The sequence below is a fragment of the Rhizobium yanglingense genome (genome assembly GCF_977109285.1).
Map to the genome: position 1 here is coordinate 1315289 of NZ_CDSAWY010000005.1, position 15121 is coordinate 1330409.

Here is a 15121-nt window from a genome sequence, read left to right on the forward strand (position 1 = left end):
TGATGCGCAGGTGAGGAGAGGCGCTTACGTCGTCTGGGTCGTGCGCGCATTCACGTGCAGCGCACGTCCTGCATTCCAGCCGTTGATCGCGGCTCCAAATCCCAGCAGAACGAAGAGTACTGCGGACCAGGCAAAGCTTCCGGTCGCGCCGCGAATGAGCCCGACGATCAGCGGACCCACAGCGGCCAGCAGATAGCCGACGCATTGCGCCATGCCGGACAGGTGAGCGGCGACATGCGGATCACGCGAGCGCAGCACGATCGTTGTCATTGCCACTGCAATCAGGCCGCCTTGTCCCATTCCCTGCAGCACTGCCCAAAGCCAGACCGTCGAAAGCGGCGCGAAGAGCAGGCCAAGCAGGGCCACCACGGCAATGACGCACAGCGCAGCGTTGATCAGCCGCTGGTCTTTGCCGCGTACGGCAATCTGCGGTGCCACGAGGCAGGCGGCGGCCTGTACCATGACTGATACCGAAACGATGGCGCCGGCAGTCACGCCGTCGAGGCCGCGCTCGCGCAGGATCGGCACGAGCCAGCCGAAGACGCAATAGGCGAGCGCTGATTGAAGGCCCATGAAAAGGGTGACCTGCCAGGCAAGCCGGTCCCGCCAGAGGCCCTCGACCCTGAAGCCGCTTCGCCGCGTCTGCGCCGGTATCCTCAGAACCTGCGGAAGCCAGATCAAGGCGACGACGAAGGCGGGCAATGCCCAGGCGGCAAGAGCGCCCTCCAGCGATCCGTCGAGCGCGTGCTCGATCGGCAGTGTGAAACCGGCAGCGCTCGCTGCGCCGGCGCAGAGCGCCATCGTATAACATCCGGTCATCAGCGCTGTGCGGTCGGCGAAGTCGCGCTTGACCAGGCCAGGAAGAAGGACGTTTCCGACGGCGATACAAGCGCCAGCAAGCGCGGTTCCGAGAAAGAGTAGCGCAACCGACGATAGCCCGCGCATGGCCGTGCCGAGTGCCAGCAGCACGAGCACGCCGAGGAGCGTTCGCTCGGCACCCAATCGCTGTGCCAGCTTTGGCGCGAGCGGCGAAAAAGCGCCCAGGCAAACGACGGGAAGCGTGGTCAGCAGGCTCGCGCCGAGGGCCGCAAGGCCAAGCCCCGCGCGAATTTCCGGCAGCAGCGCGGATGCGCTGGAGAACACGGGGCGAAGGTTGAAGGCGATGAGTACGAGGCTGACACCGAGAATGATACGGCTTGCCGCTGTCGACCGTGCCGGTGCTTCGGGTGCGGGAATACTGTCCGCCTCGGCATCGATCAACTGCTCGTCGATGGCCTCGAGTGCCTCGGCCGCGTCGGAAATGGAGGAGGTCACGAGAGAATCATCCGTTCAAGGGCGGCAATCACCGGCTTCATGAAGCGGCGTACGGCGGCATCCGCCTTGGCGGGGAGACCGGTCTCGATGGCATCGATGATATCGGCGTGCGCTTTCGTGTCGGGCTCGGGAATATCCTGCCCGAGCGTTGCCTCGATGGTTTCGGCAATCGAGGCCGAGAAGAAGTCATAGATCTCGATCATCGCCCGGTTGCCGGAGGCAGCGATGATCGCTTTGTGAAAGGCAAGATCGCGCTCGACGAAGGCCGCCTTGTCGCCCCCTTCGTATTTGCCGCGCTTGGCCAGGAGGTCGCGCAGCAGAGTTATAATTTCTGGCGTCTGCCGCAGCGAGGCGAGGCGGGCTGCCTCGACGTCCAGGGCGCAGCGCGCTTCGAACTGGTCGCGCAGACTTGCCCGCCTCGCCATCGTCAGTGGTCGACTGGCATCCCTCGTCGAAAGGACGTAGGTGCCAGAGCCTTGTCGCGTTTCGAGCAGGCCCTGAGAGACAAGCACGCGCACGGCCTCGCGGATCGTGCCCCGGCTGACTGCCAGCGCGGCGGAAAGAGCGGCTTCGTTCGGCAGCTTGGCGCCGACACTCCATCGCTTGGCGAGGATTTCGCCGCGGATCGCTTCAATCGCGGTCTCGGCCAGATTTGTCTTGTAGAGCGGTTGCATGGCATACTCATAAAGTCATCAGATGACTTTATGAATATGCCATGGCTCGGTTGCGGTCAAAGAAATTCTGCAAAATAAAAAAGGGCCGCCTCAGCGACCCTTTCCATGAGTTTGGCCTGTAGCTGGCCTGGACCGTCAAGGCGGCCCCAGGAAGGCGGGGATTAGAGCGAGGGCTGCCTCGCTTTCGTCACCTCTCCCATGCCCGTTACGAGGTCCGAAATCTCATTAGACATTGGATCACCTTCCTTTCGTTCTGTTGCTGATGCTTAAAAGGTAAGGAAAAATTTCGGCGATGCAAGAGAAATCCTTGCGGACCGCCGTGACCCAGCCAAGAGCCAATGTTCACAAATGAAGATGCGTGCTCAACGAATGTGATCGCCTGAAGTGTTTCCAACTCGCATGCCGCCTTGCAAAATTTGCAATCGTTAAGTTTTTATTCACCATCGCGCTCGACAATCGATCGGGCATTTCCAACCAGTCCCTCGCCAGGACGGCGGGTTACGGAGTCAGAAAAGCATGTGTCGCTGGGCAGCCTATCGTGGAGACCCCCTCTATCTCGAGGAGCTGGTTTCCTCGCCCGCCCACTCGCTCATCGAACAATCCCATTGCGCCACCCGCGCCAAGACCGCAACGAACGGCGATGGCTTCGGGATTGCCTGGTACGGCGACCGGCCGGAGCCCGGCCGCTACCGCGATATCCTTCCCGCATGGTCCGACTGCAATCTGAAGAGCCTGGCGCGCCAAATCCGCTCGCCGCTTTTCCTGGCCCATGTGCGCGCAGCCACCGGCGGCGGCACACGGCGCGACAATTGCCATCCGTTCACGCATGGGAATTGGTCTTTCATGCACAACGGCCAGATCGGCGGCTTCGAGCGCCTGCGCCGTTCCATGGAGGCGATGCTTGATGACGAGCTCTTCAATGTCCGCAGTGGCACGACCGATTCCGAGCTGATGTTCCTGATCGCCCTGCAATTCGGTTTGTGCCGGGCGCCGCTTACTGCGATGGCGGAGATGGTGAGCTTCGTCGAAGGGCTTGCTGAAAACATCCTGGGCCACGCTCATGTACGTTTCACCGCCGCGTTCTCCGACGGCCGGTCGCTCTACGGCATTCGTTATGCGACAGATCGAAAGGCGCCGACACTTTATGCCTCACCGATGCGCCAGGGACATTGCCTTGTTTCCGAGCCGTTGAATGACGACATCGATGCCTGGGCCGAGATACCGGACGGCAGCGCCGTCACGATTGGCGAGAGCGGCATCGAGGTCGTGGCCTTCAAGCCAAAAAAGCCCATCAGCGCAGCGGCGGGTATCGCTATCCCTGCCTGAAGCGTTCGGCAATCAGCGCCGCCAGCTTTTCCGCAACCTCTTCCTTGCCGAGATCGGGCCATTGCTCGACGCCGCTTCGGCCGATCAGCTTCACGCTGTTGCGCGTGCCGCCCATGACGCCCGTCGCCGGCGAGACGTCGTTTGCAACGATCAGGTCGGCACCCTTGCGCTCGAGCTTCGCCTTGGCGTTGTTTTCGACATCCTGCGTCTCGGCCGCAAAGCCGATCACCAGCGTCGGCCGCATCGTGTGGTGGCCGACCGCCTTCAAGATGTCCGGGTTTTCGGTCAGCGCCAGCGTCGGGATGGATTCGCCCGGATGCTTCTTGATCTTCTGATCGGCGGCCGAGGCCACGCGCCAGTCGGCTACGGCTGCCACCATGACGGCAATATCGGCCGGCAGTGCAGCGAGCACCGCATCGCGCATTTCTTCGGCGCGCTCGACATGGATCGTCCTGACGCCGACGGGATCGGCAATTGCCACCGGTCCGCAGATGAGTGCGACATCTGCACCGAGCTTCGCAAGTGCTGCGGCAATCGCGTGCCCCTGCCTGCCGGAAGAACGATTGGCGATGTAGCGGACGGGGTCGATTGGTTCGTGGGTCGGTCCCGAGGTGACGATCGCCTTGCGTCCGGCAAGCGGCTTCGGCCCATCGTCAAGTAACGCTTCGGCGGCGGCAACGATCTCCAGCGGTTCAGCCATGCGGCCGATGCCGGCCTCCTTGCTCTCCGCCATCTCGCCTGCCATCGGGCCGACGAAACGGATGCCGTCACCCTTCAGGACGTCGAAATTCCGTTTCGTCGCCGCGTGCGACCACATCTTGGGGTTCATCGCCGGCGCGGCAAGAACCGGCCGGTCCGTCGCGAGCAAAACGGTCGAGGCCAGGTCATCTGCGAAACCATTTGCCATTTTGGCCATCAGATCGGCCGTTGCCGGCGCGATCAGAACGAGGTCGCAGTCGCGAGCAAGCCGGATATGGCCCACATCCTGTTCGTCCTGTCGCGAAAAGAGATCGGTGAAGACGTGGTCTGCGGCAAGAGCGCCGACTGCAAGCGGCGTCACGAATTCCTGCGCGCCCTTCGTCATCACCGGACGCACCGAAGCACCGCACTCGCGCAAGCGCCGGATCAGGTCGAGGCTCTTATAGGCGGCGATGCCGCCGGAAATGATGAGCAGGATGCGTTTGCCGCTGAGAGCCATGGCCTTCTATCCGTCGCCTTGTTGACCACTACCGACCCTAAGCCTTTGGCGGATAACATGCAATCACCACGGCGCTGCTAAGCTTTCCGACCATTCGAAGTGAAGATCGCGATCGCAAGCCCGACGCCGCCGAGTTGGAGAATGGAACCGCCTGCTTCCGCGACCGCTGGCAGGCGTTTCTCGAAAACGAAGCCGAAGATCAGGCCAAAGGCCGTTTTCTGCAACGATCAACTGTGCGGCAACCGCAAGCGGCAGCCGCTTTGAAGCGATCATCCAGAGCAGCGTCGCAAGCCAGGCGCCCGCAAGGCCCTTCATTAGCGATCAGAGAAGGCGCTTTTGAAAAGATCATTGCAGGTCCGGCAATCGGCGAAGGCAAGCTTGTCGAGATAGATGTCGGCTACAGGCCCGAAGCGGAGTCCGTCTACATGGCACATCCGCAAGGCCGCAACCCTTCGCCAAACTCCGCGCCATAGCCGATCACCTGAAAAAAGCCTTCGGCGATCCGCCTTATTGGGATCCTGCAGGGCAGGTCAAAGCAGGCTCATCAGATTTTCCGTCACCGGCGAGCGCTGCGTCTTCAGCACCGCGAGGGCCAGCCGCGCGACCGCAGGCGGCCCGTCGATCGGACGGTAGGCGACGCCATCGAGCCTGATCTGTGCGATCGATGCCGGAACGATCGACACGCCGAGCTCTGCCGCAACCAGATTGACGACAGAGGAAATCTGCGGTGCTTCCTGTGCCACCGTCAGTTCGAAACCCGCCTTCCTGCAGGCGAGCACGACATCGTCGAAGAGGCTGAGGCCAACCAGCCGCGGGAAGAGAATGAACGGCTCATTTGACAGCAGTGCCAGGGACAGGCGTTCGTGTTTCGCCAGCGGATGGTTTGCGGGCAGGGCGACCACCATCGGCTCGTCATCGAGACGTTTCAGGCGCACACCCGGCGGATCGTCGAGGCTCGGGCGCATGAAGGTCGCATCCAACTCGCCGCGATTGAGTTTCTCCATCAGTGCCAACGTATTCATCTCCGTCAGAGACAGCCGTACTTCCGGCCACTGCGCTCGAAACCGCCTGATCGTGGCGCTGACAACCGGATTGAACGCTGAGGAGGCCGTAAAGCCGAGCGCCAGCTTGCCCGTGTCGCCGCGATTGGCACGCTGGGCGGCAAGTTTCGCCTTCTCGGCGGAAGCAAGTGACGCCTTGGCTTCGCCGAGAAACGCCTCGCCCGCCGCCGTCAATTCCGCGCCATGCGGCACGCGGTGAAACAAGGCCGCGCCGATTTCCGCTTCAAGATCGCGGATCTGCTGGCTGAGCGGGGGCTGGCCGATGCCGAGTTTCACCGCGGCCCGGGTAAAATTGCCTTCCTCCGCGACCGCCAGAAAATAGCGGATGTGCCGAAGCTCCATGCGGTATCTCCAAAACCTATCGGAAACATCAGTTCCATATATTGGACAGCTTATGCCCTTCTGACTAGATGAATGGAGAAAGGCTTGAGCCATGCACAAGACTGCAGCCAGAATGAGCGACATTTCCCCGATCGAAACACCGGCGGCGTCCCCGGCGAAAGAATACCTGCAGCGTGGCACGGCTTCCTACCGACGTGCCAGTCTTGCACTCTTCCTTTCAGGCTTTTCCACCTTCTCGCTGCTTTATTGTGTGCAGCCGCTGTTGCCGATCTTTGCGGACGAATTCTCCGTCAGCCCCGCGGAAAGCTCGCTTTCGCTTTCGCTGTCGACCGGCTTCCTCGCCATTGCCATTCTATGCGCAGCCGCGATCTCGGAAGGTCTTGGCCGCCGTAGCCTGATGTCAATCTCGCTCGTCGGTGCCGCGGCACTGACGATTGCAACGGCCTTCGTGCCGGACTGGCACCTGCTTCTTGTCATCCGCGCCCTCCAGGGCTTCGTGCTTGGCGGCGTTCCGGCCGTTGCGATGGCGTATCTCGCCGAAGAAATCGACCCGCGCGGCCTTGGCGCTACAATGGGACTTTATGTCGGTGGCACCGCCTTCGGCGGCATGTCCGGCCGGGTGCTGACCGGTATCTTCGCGGAATACCTGACCTGGCGGCCGGCGATGTTTCTGATCGGTGCGATCGGCTTGGCTGCGGCAGCCGGCTTCATTGCGCTGCTGCCCGCCTCGCGCAATTTTGTCCGCCGCCCGGGCTTCGATCCGAAGTTTCATCTGAAAGCCTGGCTCGCGCATATGCGCAATCCGGCGCTGCCGTTCATTTTCGCCATTGCCTTTCTGGCGATGGGCTCCTTCGTCACCATCTACAACTATGCCGGCTTCCGGCTTGTCGCAGCACCCTATGACCTGACGCAGACCGAACTCGGCTTGATCTTCACCGTCTATCTCTTCGGCATCGGCGCCTCTTCGGTCGGTGGCATACTGGGTGATCGCTTCGGCCACTTCGCTGTCCTGCTGACGGGAATTGCAATTACCGCCGTTGGCAGCGCCCTGACGCTTTCCGCCTTCCTGCCGGTCATCATATTCGGCGTTGTCGTGCTCACCAGCGGCTTCTTCATGAGCCATTCGATCGCAAGCGGCCTCGTCGGGAAGCTTGCCAGAGGCACGAAGGGACACGCCTCGTCGCTCTATATGCTTGGTTATTACGTCGGTTCGAGCGTCATGGGCTCGGCAGGCGGCTGGTTCTTCGCCATCGAAGGCTGGACGGCCGTCGTCTTCTTCACGCTCGGCATGCTGGCCCTCGCCTTTGCGGCGGCCTGCGCCGCACGCAGCCTTTCGAGGAGAAAATTTTGATCCGCATCAGCCACCTCGATCACCTTGTCCTGACCGTCGCCGATATCGAGGCGACGTGCGAGTTCTACCGCCGAGTCCTCGGCATGTCCGTGGAAACATTCGCCCAAGGCCGCAAGGCGCTGAAATTCGGCAATCAGAAGATCAACCTTCACCAGGCCGGGCGCGAATTCGATCCCAAAGCCAACCAACCGGTACCGGGTTCGGCGGATCTCTGCTTTATCGCCGAAACAGCTCTCGCCGAGGTCATCGCGCATCTGGACGCAGCAGATGTTGCAATCGAGGAAGGACCCGTCGAACGCGCCGGCGCCAACGGCACGATCCGCTCCATCTATTTCCGCGATCCGGACGGCAATCTCATCGAGGTCTCCAATCCCATCTGAGGGATCCTTAGGCAAAGGCGCTCGGTCTTACGTGCTAACTCAATCGGATATACGGCACATCCTTGTTTTGCACTTCGTCCAGCGCCTCCTCGTATCCGGCATCCGCATAGCGCATGACGCCGAGCGCCGTGTCGTTGGTAAGCGCATGATCGAGCCGCTCGTCGCCGGCCTCGGTGCCGTCGGCAACGACAGTCACGCCGCAGCTGGTCATGTAGCCGGCATAGCCGCCTCCGCCGGAATGGACGACGACGAGGTCAGCCATCGAGGAGCAGAGCATCATCGCATCGATCAGCGGCCAGTCGGCGATCGCATCGGAGCCATCCTTCATGCGCTCGGTCATGATGTTTGGATGCGCCATGGCGCCGGCATCGAGATGGTCGCGGGAGAAGGCGACAGGACCGTTCAGCTCTCCGCTTGCGACCAATTCGTTGACGCGACGGGCAAGCGCGGTGCGCTCGCCGTGGCCCAGCCAGGCAATCCGCGCCGGCAGGCCCTCGAAAGGCACATGCGCGCGGGCAAGCCGGATCCAGTTGGTGATGATCTTGTTATCCGGGAACATTTCGAGCAGCAGATCGTCGATCCTTGCAATGTCGCTTGCTTCTCCCGACAGCGCCATCCAGCGGAAGGGACCGATAGCGCGCGCAAAGAGCGGGCGCAAATAGGCTTCGGTGAAGATCGGAATGTCGAAGGCATTGGCAACGCCGCCGTCTCTCGCTTGTGTGCGGATCAGGTTGCCGTTGTCGAAGACCTCGGAGCCGTTCTTCTGGAACTCCAGCATCGCCGTCACATGCTGGACGATCGAGGCGCGGCTTGCCGCCATCAACTGGCCTTGGCCGTCGTCGCGAAGTGCCTTGACCTGGGCAAGGCTCATGCCCTTCGGAACATAGCCGTAGACGAGATCGTGTGCCGAGGTCTGGTCCGTCACGATATCCGGCACGATGCCGCGCCGGGCGATCTCTGGGTAAACCTCGGCCGCATTGCCGACGAGGCCGACGGATAGTGCGCGCCTTTCCTTCACGGCCGTGTCGATCATTTGTAGCGCGGCATCGAGATCAGGTGCAATCTCCTGCAGATAGCCGATTTGCTGACGCTTTTTTGCCCGCTCCGGATCGATATCGACGCAGAGGATTGCAGCGCCCGCCATGCGGCCAGCAAGCGGTTGAGCCCCTCCCATGCCGCCGAGACCGGCGGTGAGCACGAAGCGGCCGAAGAGGTCGCCGCCGAAACGCCGCTCGGCAATGCGCATGAAGATTTCATACGTTCCCTGGATGACACCCTGGCTGCCGATATACTGCCAGGCGCCTGCCGTCAGCCCGCCCCAGCAGATCAGCCCCTTGCGCTGCAATTCGTAGAAGACTTCGGCCTTCGCCCACTGTCCGACGATATTGCAGTTCGCCATGATGACGAGCGGGGCCTTGGCGTGAGTCTTTACCAGGCCGATCGGCTTGCCGGACTGGATCAGCAGCGTCTGGTCCTCTTCCATCTCGGTCAGCGCCTTGACGATGCCCTTGTGCGCCGCCCAGTTGCGCGCCGCCTTGCCGAGCGCAGCATAAACCACGAGATTGTCCGGGTCTTCGCCGACGGCAAGCACGTTTTCGAGCAGGCGCAGCAGCGCTTCTTGCCGCCACCCTTTGGCCCGCAACTCCGGCCCGCCAGGAATCGGAAATCTCGGATGACGTGGATTGGGCTTCGGCATGGGATGTCCTTCCTCAAGTCCTGTCTTGTTATTTCACCTGCAGCGTTTGCACATAGCCGAGTGCGGCATCGAGCAGACGCTTGCGCAGCGCATTCTCGCCATAGACACGGGCGTCCGCGCGAACCCAGCCCTGCATCGCCCGTCCGCCCGAGATCATCTGGACGACGCCTGGCAGCTCCAGCGCCCAGCCGTCATTGCTCTTGCCGAGCCTCACGAGCATGCCATCTTCGCGCGCACCACAAAGAAGGTTGCCGTTCAACAGAAAGGCCAAGCCGCCGAACATCGCCTTTTCGCTGAGACCGGGCAGGCCGCCGAGCTCTTCCCTCAACAGTTCCTCAAGGCCAGCATCTCGCGCCATGGCGTCAGGCCCTTGCCGCCAGGGCGTAGCGCGCAATCTCGATACCCATCGCCCTTTCCACGGGCGGATAAACGGTCGGATCGAGCACGCCTGCGGAAAGCGGTATGATCTCCATCGGCACATGCAGGATGAAGACATGCATACCCTCCTTGAGCTGGCCGACGCTGAGCGGCTCGCCGTCCGGCGAAAGCGTCGTGATGACCGAGGGAAAAGTTGCCATGCGCGCTCCATCGGCGTCGTCGACGGCCATGTACTCGTTCATCACATGCATCGTCACGGCTCTGGCGCCGGAGCCGACGACGATCGTGCCGATATCGAAGGCTTCTTTGGTGTAGACGACGTCCTTCTTGGCAATCACGCCTTCTGCGAGGATGCTGCCGCCGGTTGTCTTGCAGATCGCATCGATGACGGCCCGTCCGCCCTTCTTTTCCGCCGCAATGATCGCTTCGCCGAGGGCAAGCGCCATCGAGATGCCGCCGAGTGCTGCATGCTTGCGCACATAGGATGCCCGCACCGGATTGCGGCAGCTGGCAATGAAGCCGCCCGATTGGTCGGAGGCAGCGCGCAGGATCGGCGAAATCTTCGCGGTCGCACCCTTCACCACAAGCTCGATGTAGCGGTTGTCAGCGCGGTTTCCGCCGACCGCCGTCTGGATCATCTGCTCCGGTGAGCCCGCCATGCCGATCGAGCCCATGTCGCCGGTCGGATGTGCTCTGATATCACCGACAGCATCGACAACCTTGGTGCCGAGAATTGCCGAGGGCAGCCAGCCGTTCAGCGTCGAGGATTTGCCGTTCTGCCCGATGATAAGCCCGCAAAGCCGTTCGCCAAGCTCGTCCTGCAATAGCTGCACGGCCTTCACATAGTCGATGCCTTGCATTTCCCAGGGTGTCGTGGAAGCCGGCGCGCCGATTGCCGCGGCCGTCGCGATCCAGTCGTCGTCCTTCAACTCGTCGACGGAAACGAGCTCCGGCTTGCCGATGCCGACCGCAGCATACCCCAGCATCCTGCCGTGATCGGCCCAGCCGCCGCCGCCCGCTGCATAGACCGAGCCGCCCTTGACCGCCGCCTCGACGTCTTTCTCAACGAGTATGCGCCCCATCCTCAGTCTCCCTTTCCAGCGTCCTGTCCATCTCGCGCACAGCTTCGAAAAGCACGGCGGCGCCGAGTGCGATGTCGTCATTCTCTGCCCATTCGTCGGCCGAGTGGCTGCGCCCTTCCTTGCATGGCACGAAGATCATCGCGGCCGGCGCGACCTTGGCGATCCATGCCGTATCGTGCCCTGCACCGGAGGCCATGCGTCGATGTTCGGCACCGACGGTTTCACAGGCGTTTTCCAGCGTCCTCAGCAGGCTGGGATCACCGGGCGTCGGATAGTTGTCGGATACGCGACCGGGTGAATTGATCATGACGCCGTGGGCGATCGCAAGCGTGATGACATGCGCATCGAGCCACTCGCAGAAGGCTTCCATGTCGCTGCGAATTTCCGCGCGTCCGTCGATGAGCAGAACCACCTTGGAAGGCACGACGTTGGCCGCATTCGGCTCGATCCTAAATTCGCCGACCGTCGCAGCGAAATGACCCGGCGTCTTCGCCCGCTCCGCTGCCGCATTGCGGATATCGAGCACCAGTTGCGAGGCCGCCACCAGCGCATCCGCGCGGGCATCCATCGGCGTCGTACCAGCATGGTCCGCCCGGCCCTCGACGGTGACTTCAATCCGGGTGATGCCCGCAATCGCCGTCACGATGCCGATATCCTTCTTCTCGTTCTCAAGCACCGGCCCTTGCTCGATATGCAGCTCGAGGAAGCCTTTGAGGTCCGGACGCCGCTGCGCGAGAAGCGTCGCCGGATCGCCGCCGACACCGGAGATGCCTTGTGCCAGATCGCGCTCGCCGCTCTTGCGCGAAAGCCAGGCTTCGGGAAGTTGCCCGGTCATGCCGCGGCTGCCGACGCATGAAACGCCGAAGATGCTCACCTCTTCTGCGAGGAAATCGACGATTTCCAGGTCATGCTCCAGTGTGATCCCCTGGTCCTTGAGCGCGCGCGCGACTTCCAGCGCCGAGATCACCCCGGCGATACCATCAAAGCGTCCGCCGTCCGGCACCGTATCGGAATGCGAGCCGACCATAATCGTGCCAAGACCTGGTTTCGTCCCTGCACTGCGTCCGATCAGATTGCCGGCGGCATCGATCCGCGTCTCCAGCCCGGCTGACTTCATGCGCGCTTCGATATAGGCGCGGCCTTCAAGAAAGAGCGGCGAGAAAGCCCGGCGTGTCCATGGATGATCGGGCTCGGTGATCTTCGCCAGCGCAGCGATATCCTCGGCGATGCGATCGGCGTTGACGGGCAGGTTGCGGTTCATGCAGCTCCTCCGGATATGATCTGACGCGGCCACGGGCGGACGAATTTTCCCGTGCCGGGCTCTGCAAGCACCTTCATGCCATCGGTTATCTGGCTGCCGCGCAGATATGCCGCCGAAATCGTCCATGGCAGACGGATGCCGTTATAGGGGCTCCAGCCGACGACATTGTTGCCGTTCGCGGCAGCATCATAGACGGTTTCGCGCGGTTCAAGCACGACGATGTCGGCATCCTTGCCGGGCGTCAGCGCGCCCTTGATGTGGTCGATGCGGAAATGTTTCGCCGGATTTTCCGCCATCAACTTCGCAGCCCATGTGAGCGGGATGCCGCGTTCGAGCGCTCCCTTGACGAACAACGGCACCATGACCTCGAGCCCGGGCACCCCGGAGGCATTTGCAAGCATGTCCGGATTGGTCTTGCGATTTTCCGACCAGCTCACATGATCGGTCGAAACCAGCCAGACGTTGCCTTCCGCCACTTTCCGCCACAGCGTTTCCACCTCGGCGCGCGGCCGGATGGGCGGATTGATCTTTGCTTTGCCACCGAGGCGCCGCACGTCGTTTTCCTCGTCAAGCGTCAGGTAGTGAATGCAGCATTCGACCGTCGCCTCGAACCCGTCGCGGCGATAGGCGCGCGCGATGTCGTAGCCGCGGCCGAGCGAGCAATGAACAACATGCGCCGGGCAGCCTGTATGGGCCCCGGTCTCGAAGATCGTGTGCATGGCAAGCAGCTCTGTGATCGGCGGACGCGAGAGACCGTGCGCCCGCCAGTCCGTCACGCCGCTTGCCCTGACCTTCTCCATGTAGGTGCGCACTGCCTCGTCGTCTTCGTTGTGGACACCGGCCGAAAGCCCGGTCGGCGTGATCGCCGCAAAGCATTCGTCGAGAAGGGCGGGCGGGATGCGCGGGAAACGCTTCGGATCGGTCCCGAAGGTCGAGAATTTGAAGGCGGCAACGCCGGCATCCGCCATTTCGCGGATTCGGGCCGCACCTTCTTGCGGATTGACCGTGCCGTAGAGCGCGAAATCGACGCGCGCCTGAGGGCTCGCGTGATCGATCTTCTTCTTCACCGCTTCGGCCGAGCAGACGAGATTGCCTTCGTCATAGGGCATGTCGACGATCGTCGTTACGCCGCCAGCCGCCGCCGAACGCGTCGACCAGATGAAGTCCTCCTGATCCTTCTGGGAGAGCGAATGCACTTGCGCATCGATCGCACCCGGCAGGACCAGCGCCTTGCCGAGCAGATGCCGCTCCCTGGCCGCAGGCGGCACGCCGATGCCGACCTCGGCGATCTTGCCATTGCGGGCTGCAACATAACCCTCTTGGAGGATGCGCTCCGGCAGCACGACGGTACCCTGCAGAACGAGGTCGAAATCAGCCATGCTGTTCCTCCGTATCCGGTTCAAAAGCTCAGATGACGAGTGCGTCCTGCGTCAATCTCCGTTCGATGCGCTCGAGCGAGCCGAGCGCGAAGAAGTCGTCGAATGCGGCGATCGGCACCTGCTCGATCAGCTTCGAAGCGAATTCGTCGGATCCAAGTTCTTCCTCAATCGCTTCAACCTCGGCCGAAAGCGGCCGGTCTACGGTGTAGAAATCGGCGTGCTTGCGCACGACATCGTAGATCATGCCCGCAACGCCCTCGGGCCGGTCGCCGAGAATGTCGACCGCCTGTGCTGCCAGCAGAGCCTCGAGGGCAGCAAGACGCTTCAGCGCCTGCATCTGCCGCTCGAAGCGCTCTATGACCAGCGGCAGGAAAGCCGCTTCGTCCTCAAGCCCCGCTGCAACCACCAGCGACTGGGCGGATACCGGGTTGGACATGGAAAGCACGCGTGAAAAGATCTCGCCGGCAAGCTTGATGATCGGGCCGAAACCGGTTGCGATTCGGCCTGGTGGCACGAGGTTCACCGGTAGGTCGCGCCGCTGTCCGTTGCCGAGCAAGACACAGCGGTTGAAGGCGTTGCGCGCTGCATGCGCCATGCACAGTGCCGCCGATTCCAGCAGGATCGTCACATCGAGGGGCAGCGAACCGCCGGACGTCATCACCCGACCCTCGACCACAACCGGGTTGTCGTCAGAGCGGCCGGTGGCAGCAAGGATCTTGTGACCGGTCGAGAGCAGGTTCTCGATCACGGCGCCGAAGACCTGTGCGATCATGCGAAGGCTGAGCGGATCCTGCACGTGGGTCGCGACCGGCCATTCCCAGGCGTCCGAGGCATTGCACAGCCACGAGCCGATCAGCGCTTCCCGCGGGGTACCGACATGGCGCACTGCCCGCCAGGGGTCGCGGGAAGCGCCAAGCGCGCCGGCCGCCATCATACCGGTTGCGAGCAGAACGCGGATCGAAGCCGCCGCATTGCGAGTTGCCTCGGCGGCGGCTGCAAAGCTCACGGCATTGATGCTGAGCGAAGCGAGACTGTCGCGGGGCGCCATGGTGACCGGTTCCAGCCCCGCTGCCCTGAAGGCATCGGCCGCTTGCATGCGCTTGCCGCGATAGACGGCTTCGCCGACGCCGGTCAGAACCGCACCGATCTGTCCCATGAGGCCGATATCGGCGCAACCGATCGAGCCCGTGCGCCGCACGAGCGGGATGAGGTCGGCCCTGAGCAGCCGCAGATAGGTTTCTATGAGTTCCGGCGTACACCCGACCTGGCCCGTCAGCGCGGTATTGACGCGGATGGCCATGGCATTTCGCACGACAGCGCTGGAAAATGGTGTGCCGGTGCCGAAGTGATGGGCCCGCACGAGGCCGAGGTTGAAGGTGTCGAGTTCCTCCGCCGACCATTCGACATCCTTCATCGCGCCGACTCCGGTGGTGGAACCGTAAACGGGAATGCCAGCCTGGATCGCTTCTTCGACGACGGAACGCGCGATCTCCGCGCGTGCCATGCCTGTCGGCGACGCAGAAAGCGCCACCCTGCCGGAGCCTATCCTCACCATCTCGGCAAAGCCGAATGGTTGGCCGGAAAGTTCGATGCCGGGGCGTTCATGCTTCATCTGCAGGTCTCCTTGAATGCGAGACTAAGCGAGCACTGCGCATTATGAGATATCCCAAATGCCGAAC

13 protein-coding genes and 1 pseudogene are annotated in these 15121 nt (G+C 62.5%); 4 read left to right on the top strand and 10 right to left on the bottom strand.

Annotated elements, in window-relative coordinates; translation table 11 throughout:
• Positions 1 to 24: 24 nt before the first annotated feature.
• Together ACW4PC_RS16185 and ACW4PC_RS16190 are read right to left on the bottom strand one after the other, a co-directional pair.
• On the bottom strand, positions 25 to 1314 hold the full coding sequence (locus ACW4PC_RS16185; RefSeq protein ID WP_455874424.1) for a CynX/NimT family MFS transporter: 1290 nt from the start codon (positions 1312 to 1314) through the stop codon (positions 25 to 27).
• Complete coding sequence (locus tag ACW4PC_RS16190) at positions 1311 to 1988, bottom strand: FadR/GntR family transcriptional regulator (protein ID WP_455874425.1); 678 nt, start codon at positions 1986 to 1988, stop codon at positions 1311 to 1313. The genes ACW4PC_RS16185 and ACW4PC_RS16190 overlap by 4 nt, the downstream gene beginning before the upstream one ends.
• 516 nt (positions 1989 to 2504) lie before the next feature.
• Here ACW4PC_RS16190 and ACW4PC_RS16195 point away from each other — a divergent pair.
• Positions 2505 to 3314 (top strand): class II glutamine amidotransferase, encoded by an 810-nt coding sequence (locus ACW4PC_RS16195; protein WP_455874426.1) that lies wholly within the window; start codon positions 2505 to 2507, stop codon positions 3312 to 3314.
• Here the strand turns inward: ACW4PC_RS16195 and coaBC are convergent.
• On the bottom strand, positions 3301 to 4512 hold the full coding sequence (coaBC, locus tag ACW4PC_RS16200) for a bifunctional phosphopantothenoylcysteine decarboxylase/phosphopantothenate--cysteine ligase CoaBC (protein WP_455874427.1): 1212 nt from the start codon (positions 4510 to 4512) through the stop codon (positions 3301 to 3303). The genes ACW4PC_RS16195 and coaBC overlap by 14 nt on opposite strands.
• Positions 4513 to 4859: 347 nt before the next feature.
• On the opposite strand from coaBC, the pseudogene ACW4PC_RS16205 reads away from it, so the two are divergent.
• A pseudogene (locus tag ACW4PC_RS16205) lies at positions 4860 to 5038 on the top strand (LysR family transcriptional regulator); the annotation flags it as partial.
• A 4-nt stretch (positions 5039 to 5042) separates the two neighbouring features.
• Here the strand turns inward: ACW4PC_RS16205 and ACW4PC_RS16210 are convergent.
• Positions 5043 to 5915, bottom strand: coding sequence for a LysR family transcriptional regulator (locus ACW4PC_RS16210; RefSeq protein ID WP_455874428.1), 873 nt, complete (start codon positions 5913 to 5915; stop codon positions 5043 to 5045).
• A gap of 112 nt (positions 5916 to 6027) precedes the next feature.
• Between ACW4PC_RS16210 and ACW4PC_RS16215 the strand changes: the two genes are divergently transcribed.
• Both ACW4PC_RS16215 and ACW4PC_RS16220 read left to right on the top strand, forming a co-directional pair.
• On the top strand, positions 6028 to 7266 hold the full coding sequence (locus ACW4PC_RS16215) for an MFS transporter (RefSeq protein ID WP_455874429.1): 1239 nt from the start codon (positions 6028 to 6030) through the stop codon (positions 7264 to 7266).
• Complete coding sequence (locus tag ACW4PC_RS16220; protein WP_455874430.1) at positions 7263 to 7646, top strand: VOC family protein; 384 nt, start codon at positions 7263 to 7265, stop codon at positions 7644 to 7646. Before ACW4PC_RS16215 ends, ACW4PC_RS16220 begins: the two co-directional genes overlap by 4 nt.
• A gap of 34 nt (positions 7647 to 7680) precedes the next feature.
• On the opposite strand, the gene ACW4PC_RS16225 is transcribed toward ACW4PC_RS16220, so the two are convergent.
• The 6 genes from ACW4PC_RS16225 to ACW4PC_RS16250 are packed head-to-tail and all read right to left on the bottom strand — an operon-like array spanning position 7681 to position 15054.
• Entirely contained in the window at positions 7681 to 9342 is a 1662-nt protein-coding gene (locus ACW4PC_RS16225) for a urocanate hydratase (protein WP_455874431.1), read from the bottom strand.
• 28 nt (positions 9343 to 9370) lie between these two features.
• Positions 9371 to 9700 carry a TfoX/Sxy family protein gene (locus tag ACW4PC_RS16230; RefSeq protein ID WP_455874432.1) on the bottom strand — a complete coding sequence of 110 codons (330 nt, stop codon included), beginning with the start codon at positions 9698 to 9700 and terminating at the stop codon, positions 9371 to 9373.
• A 4-nt stretch (positions 9701 to 9704) separates the two neighbouring features.
• Entirely contained in the window at positions 9705 to 10802 is a 1098-nt protein-coding gene (locus tag ACW4PC_RS16235) for a DUF917 domain-containing protein (protein WP_455874433.1), read from the bottom strand.
• Positions 10783 to 12063: a Zn-dependent hydrolase gene (locus ACW4PC_RS16240; protein ID WP_455874434.1), complete on the bottom strand. Its 1281-nt coding sequence runs from the start codon at positions 12061 to 12063 to the stop codon at positions 10783 to 10785. Before ACW4PC_RS16240 ends, ACW4PC_RS16235 begins: the two co-directional genes overlap by 20 nt.
• Positions 12060 to 13442, bottom strand: a complete 1383-nt coding sequence (locus ACW4PC_RS16245) for a dihydroorotase (RefSeq protein ID WP_455874435.1) — start codon at positions 13440 to 13442, stop codon at positions 12060 to 12062. The genes ACW4PC_RS16240 and ACW4PC_RS16245 overlap by 4 nt, the downstream gene beginning before the upstream one ends.
• A gap of 28 nt (positions 13443 to 13470) precedes the next feature.
• Positions 13471 to 15054, bottom strand: a complete 1584-nt coding sequence (locus ACW4PC_RS16250) for an aromatic amino acid lyase (protein WP_455874436.1) — start codon at positions 15052 to 15054, stop codon at positions 13471 to 13473.
• Positions 15055 to 15121 lie beyond the last annotated feature (67 nt).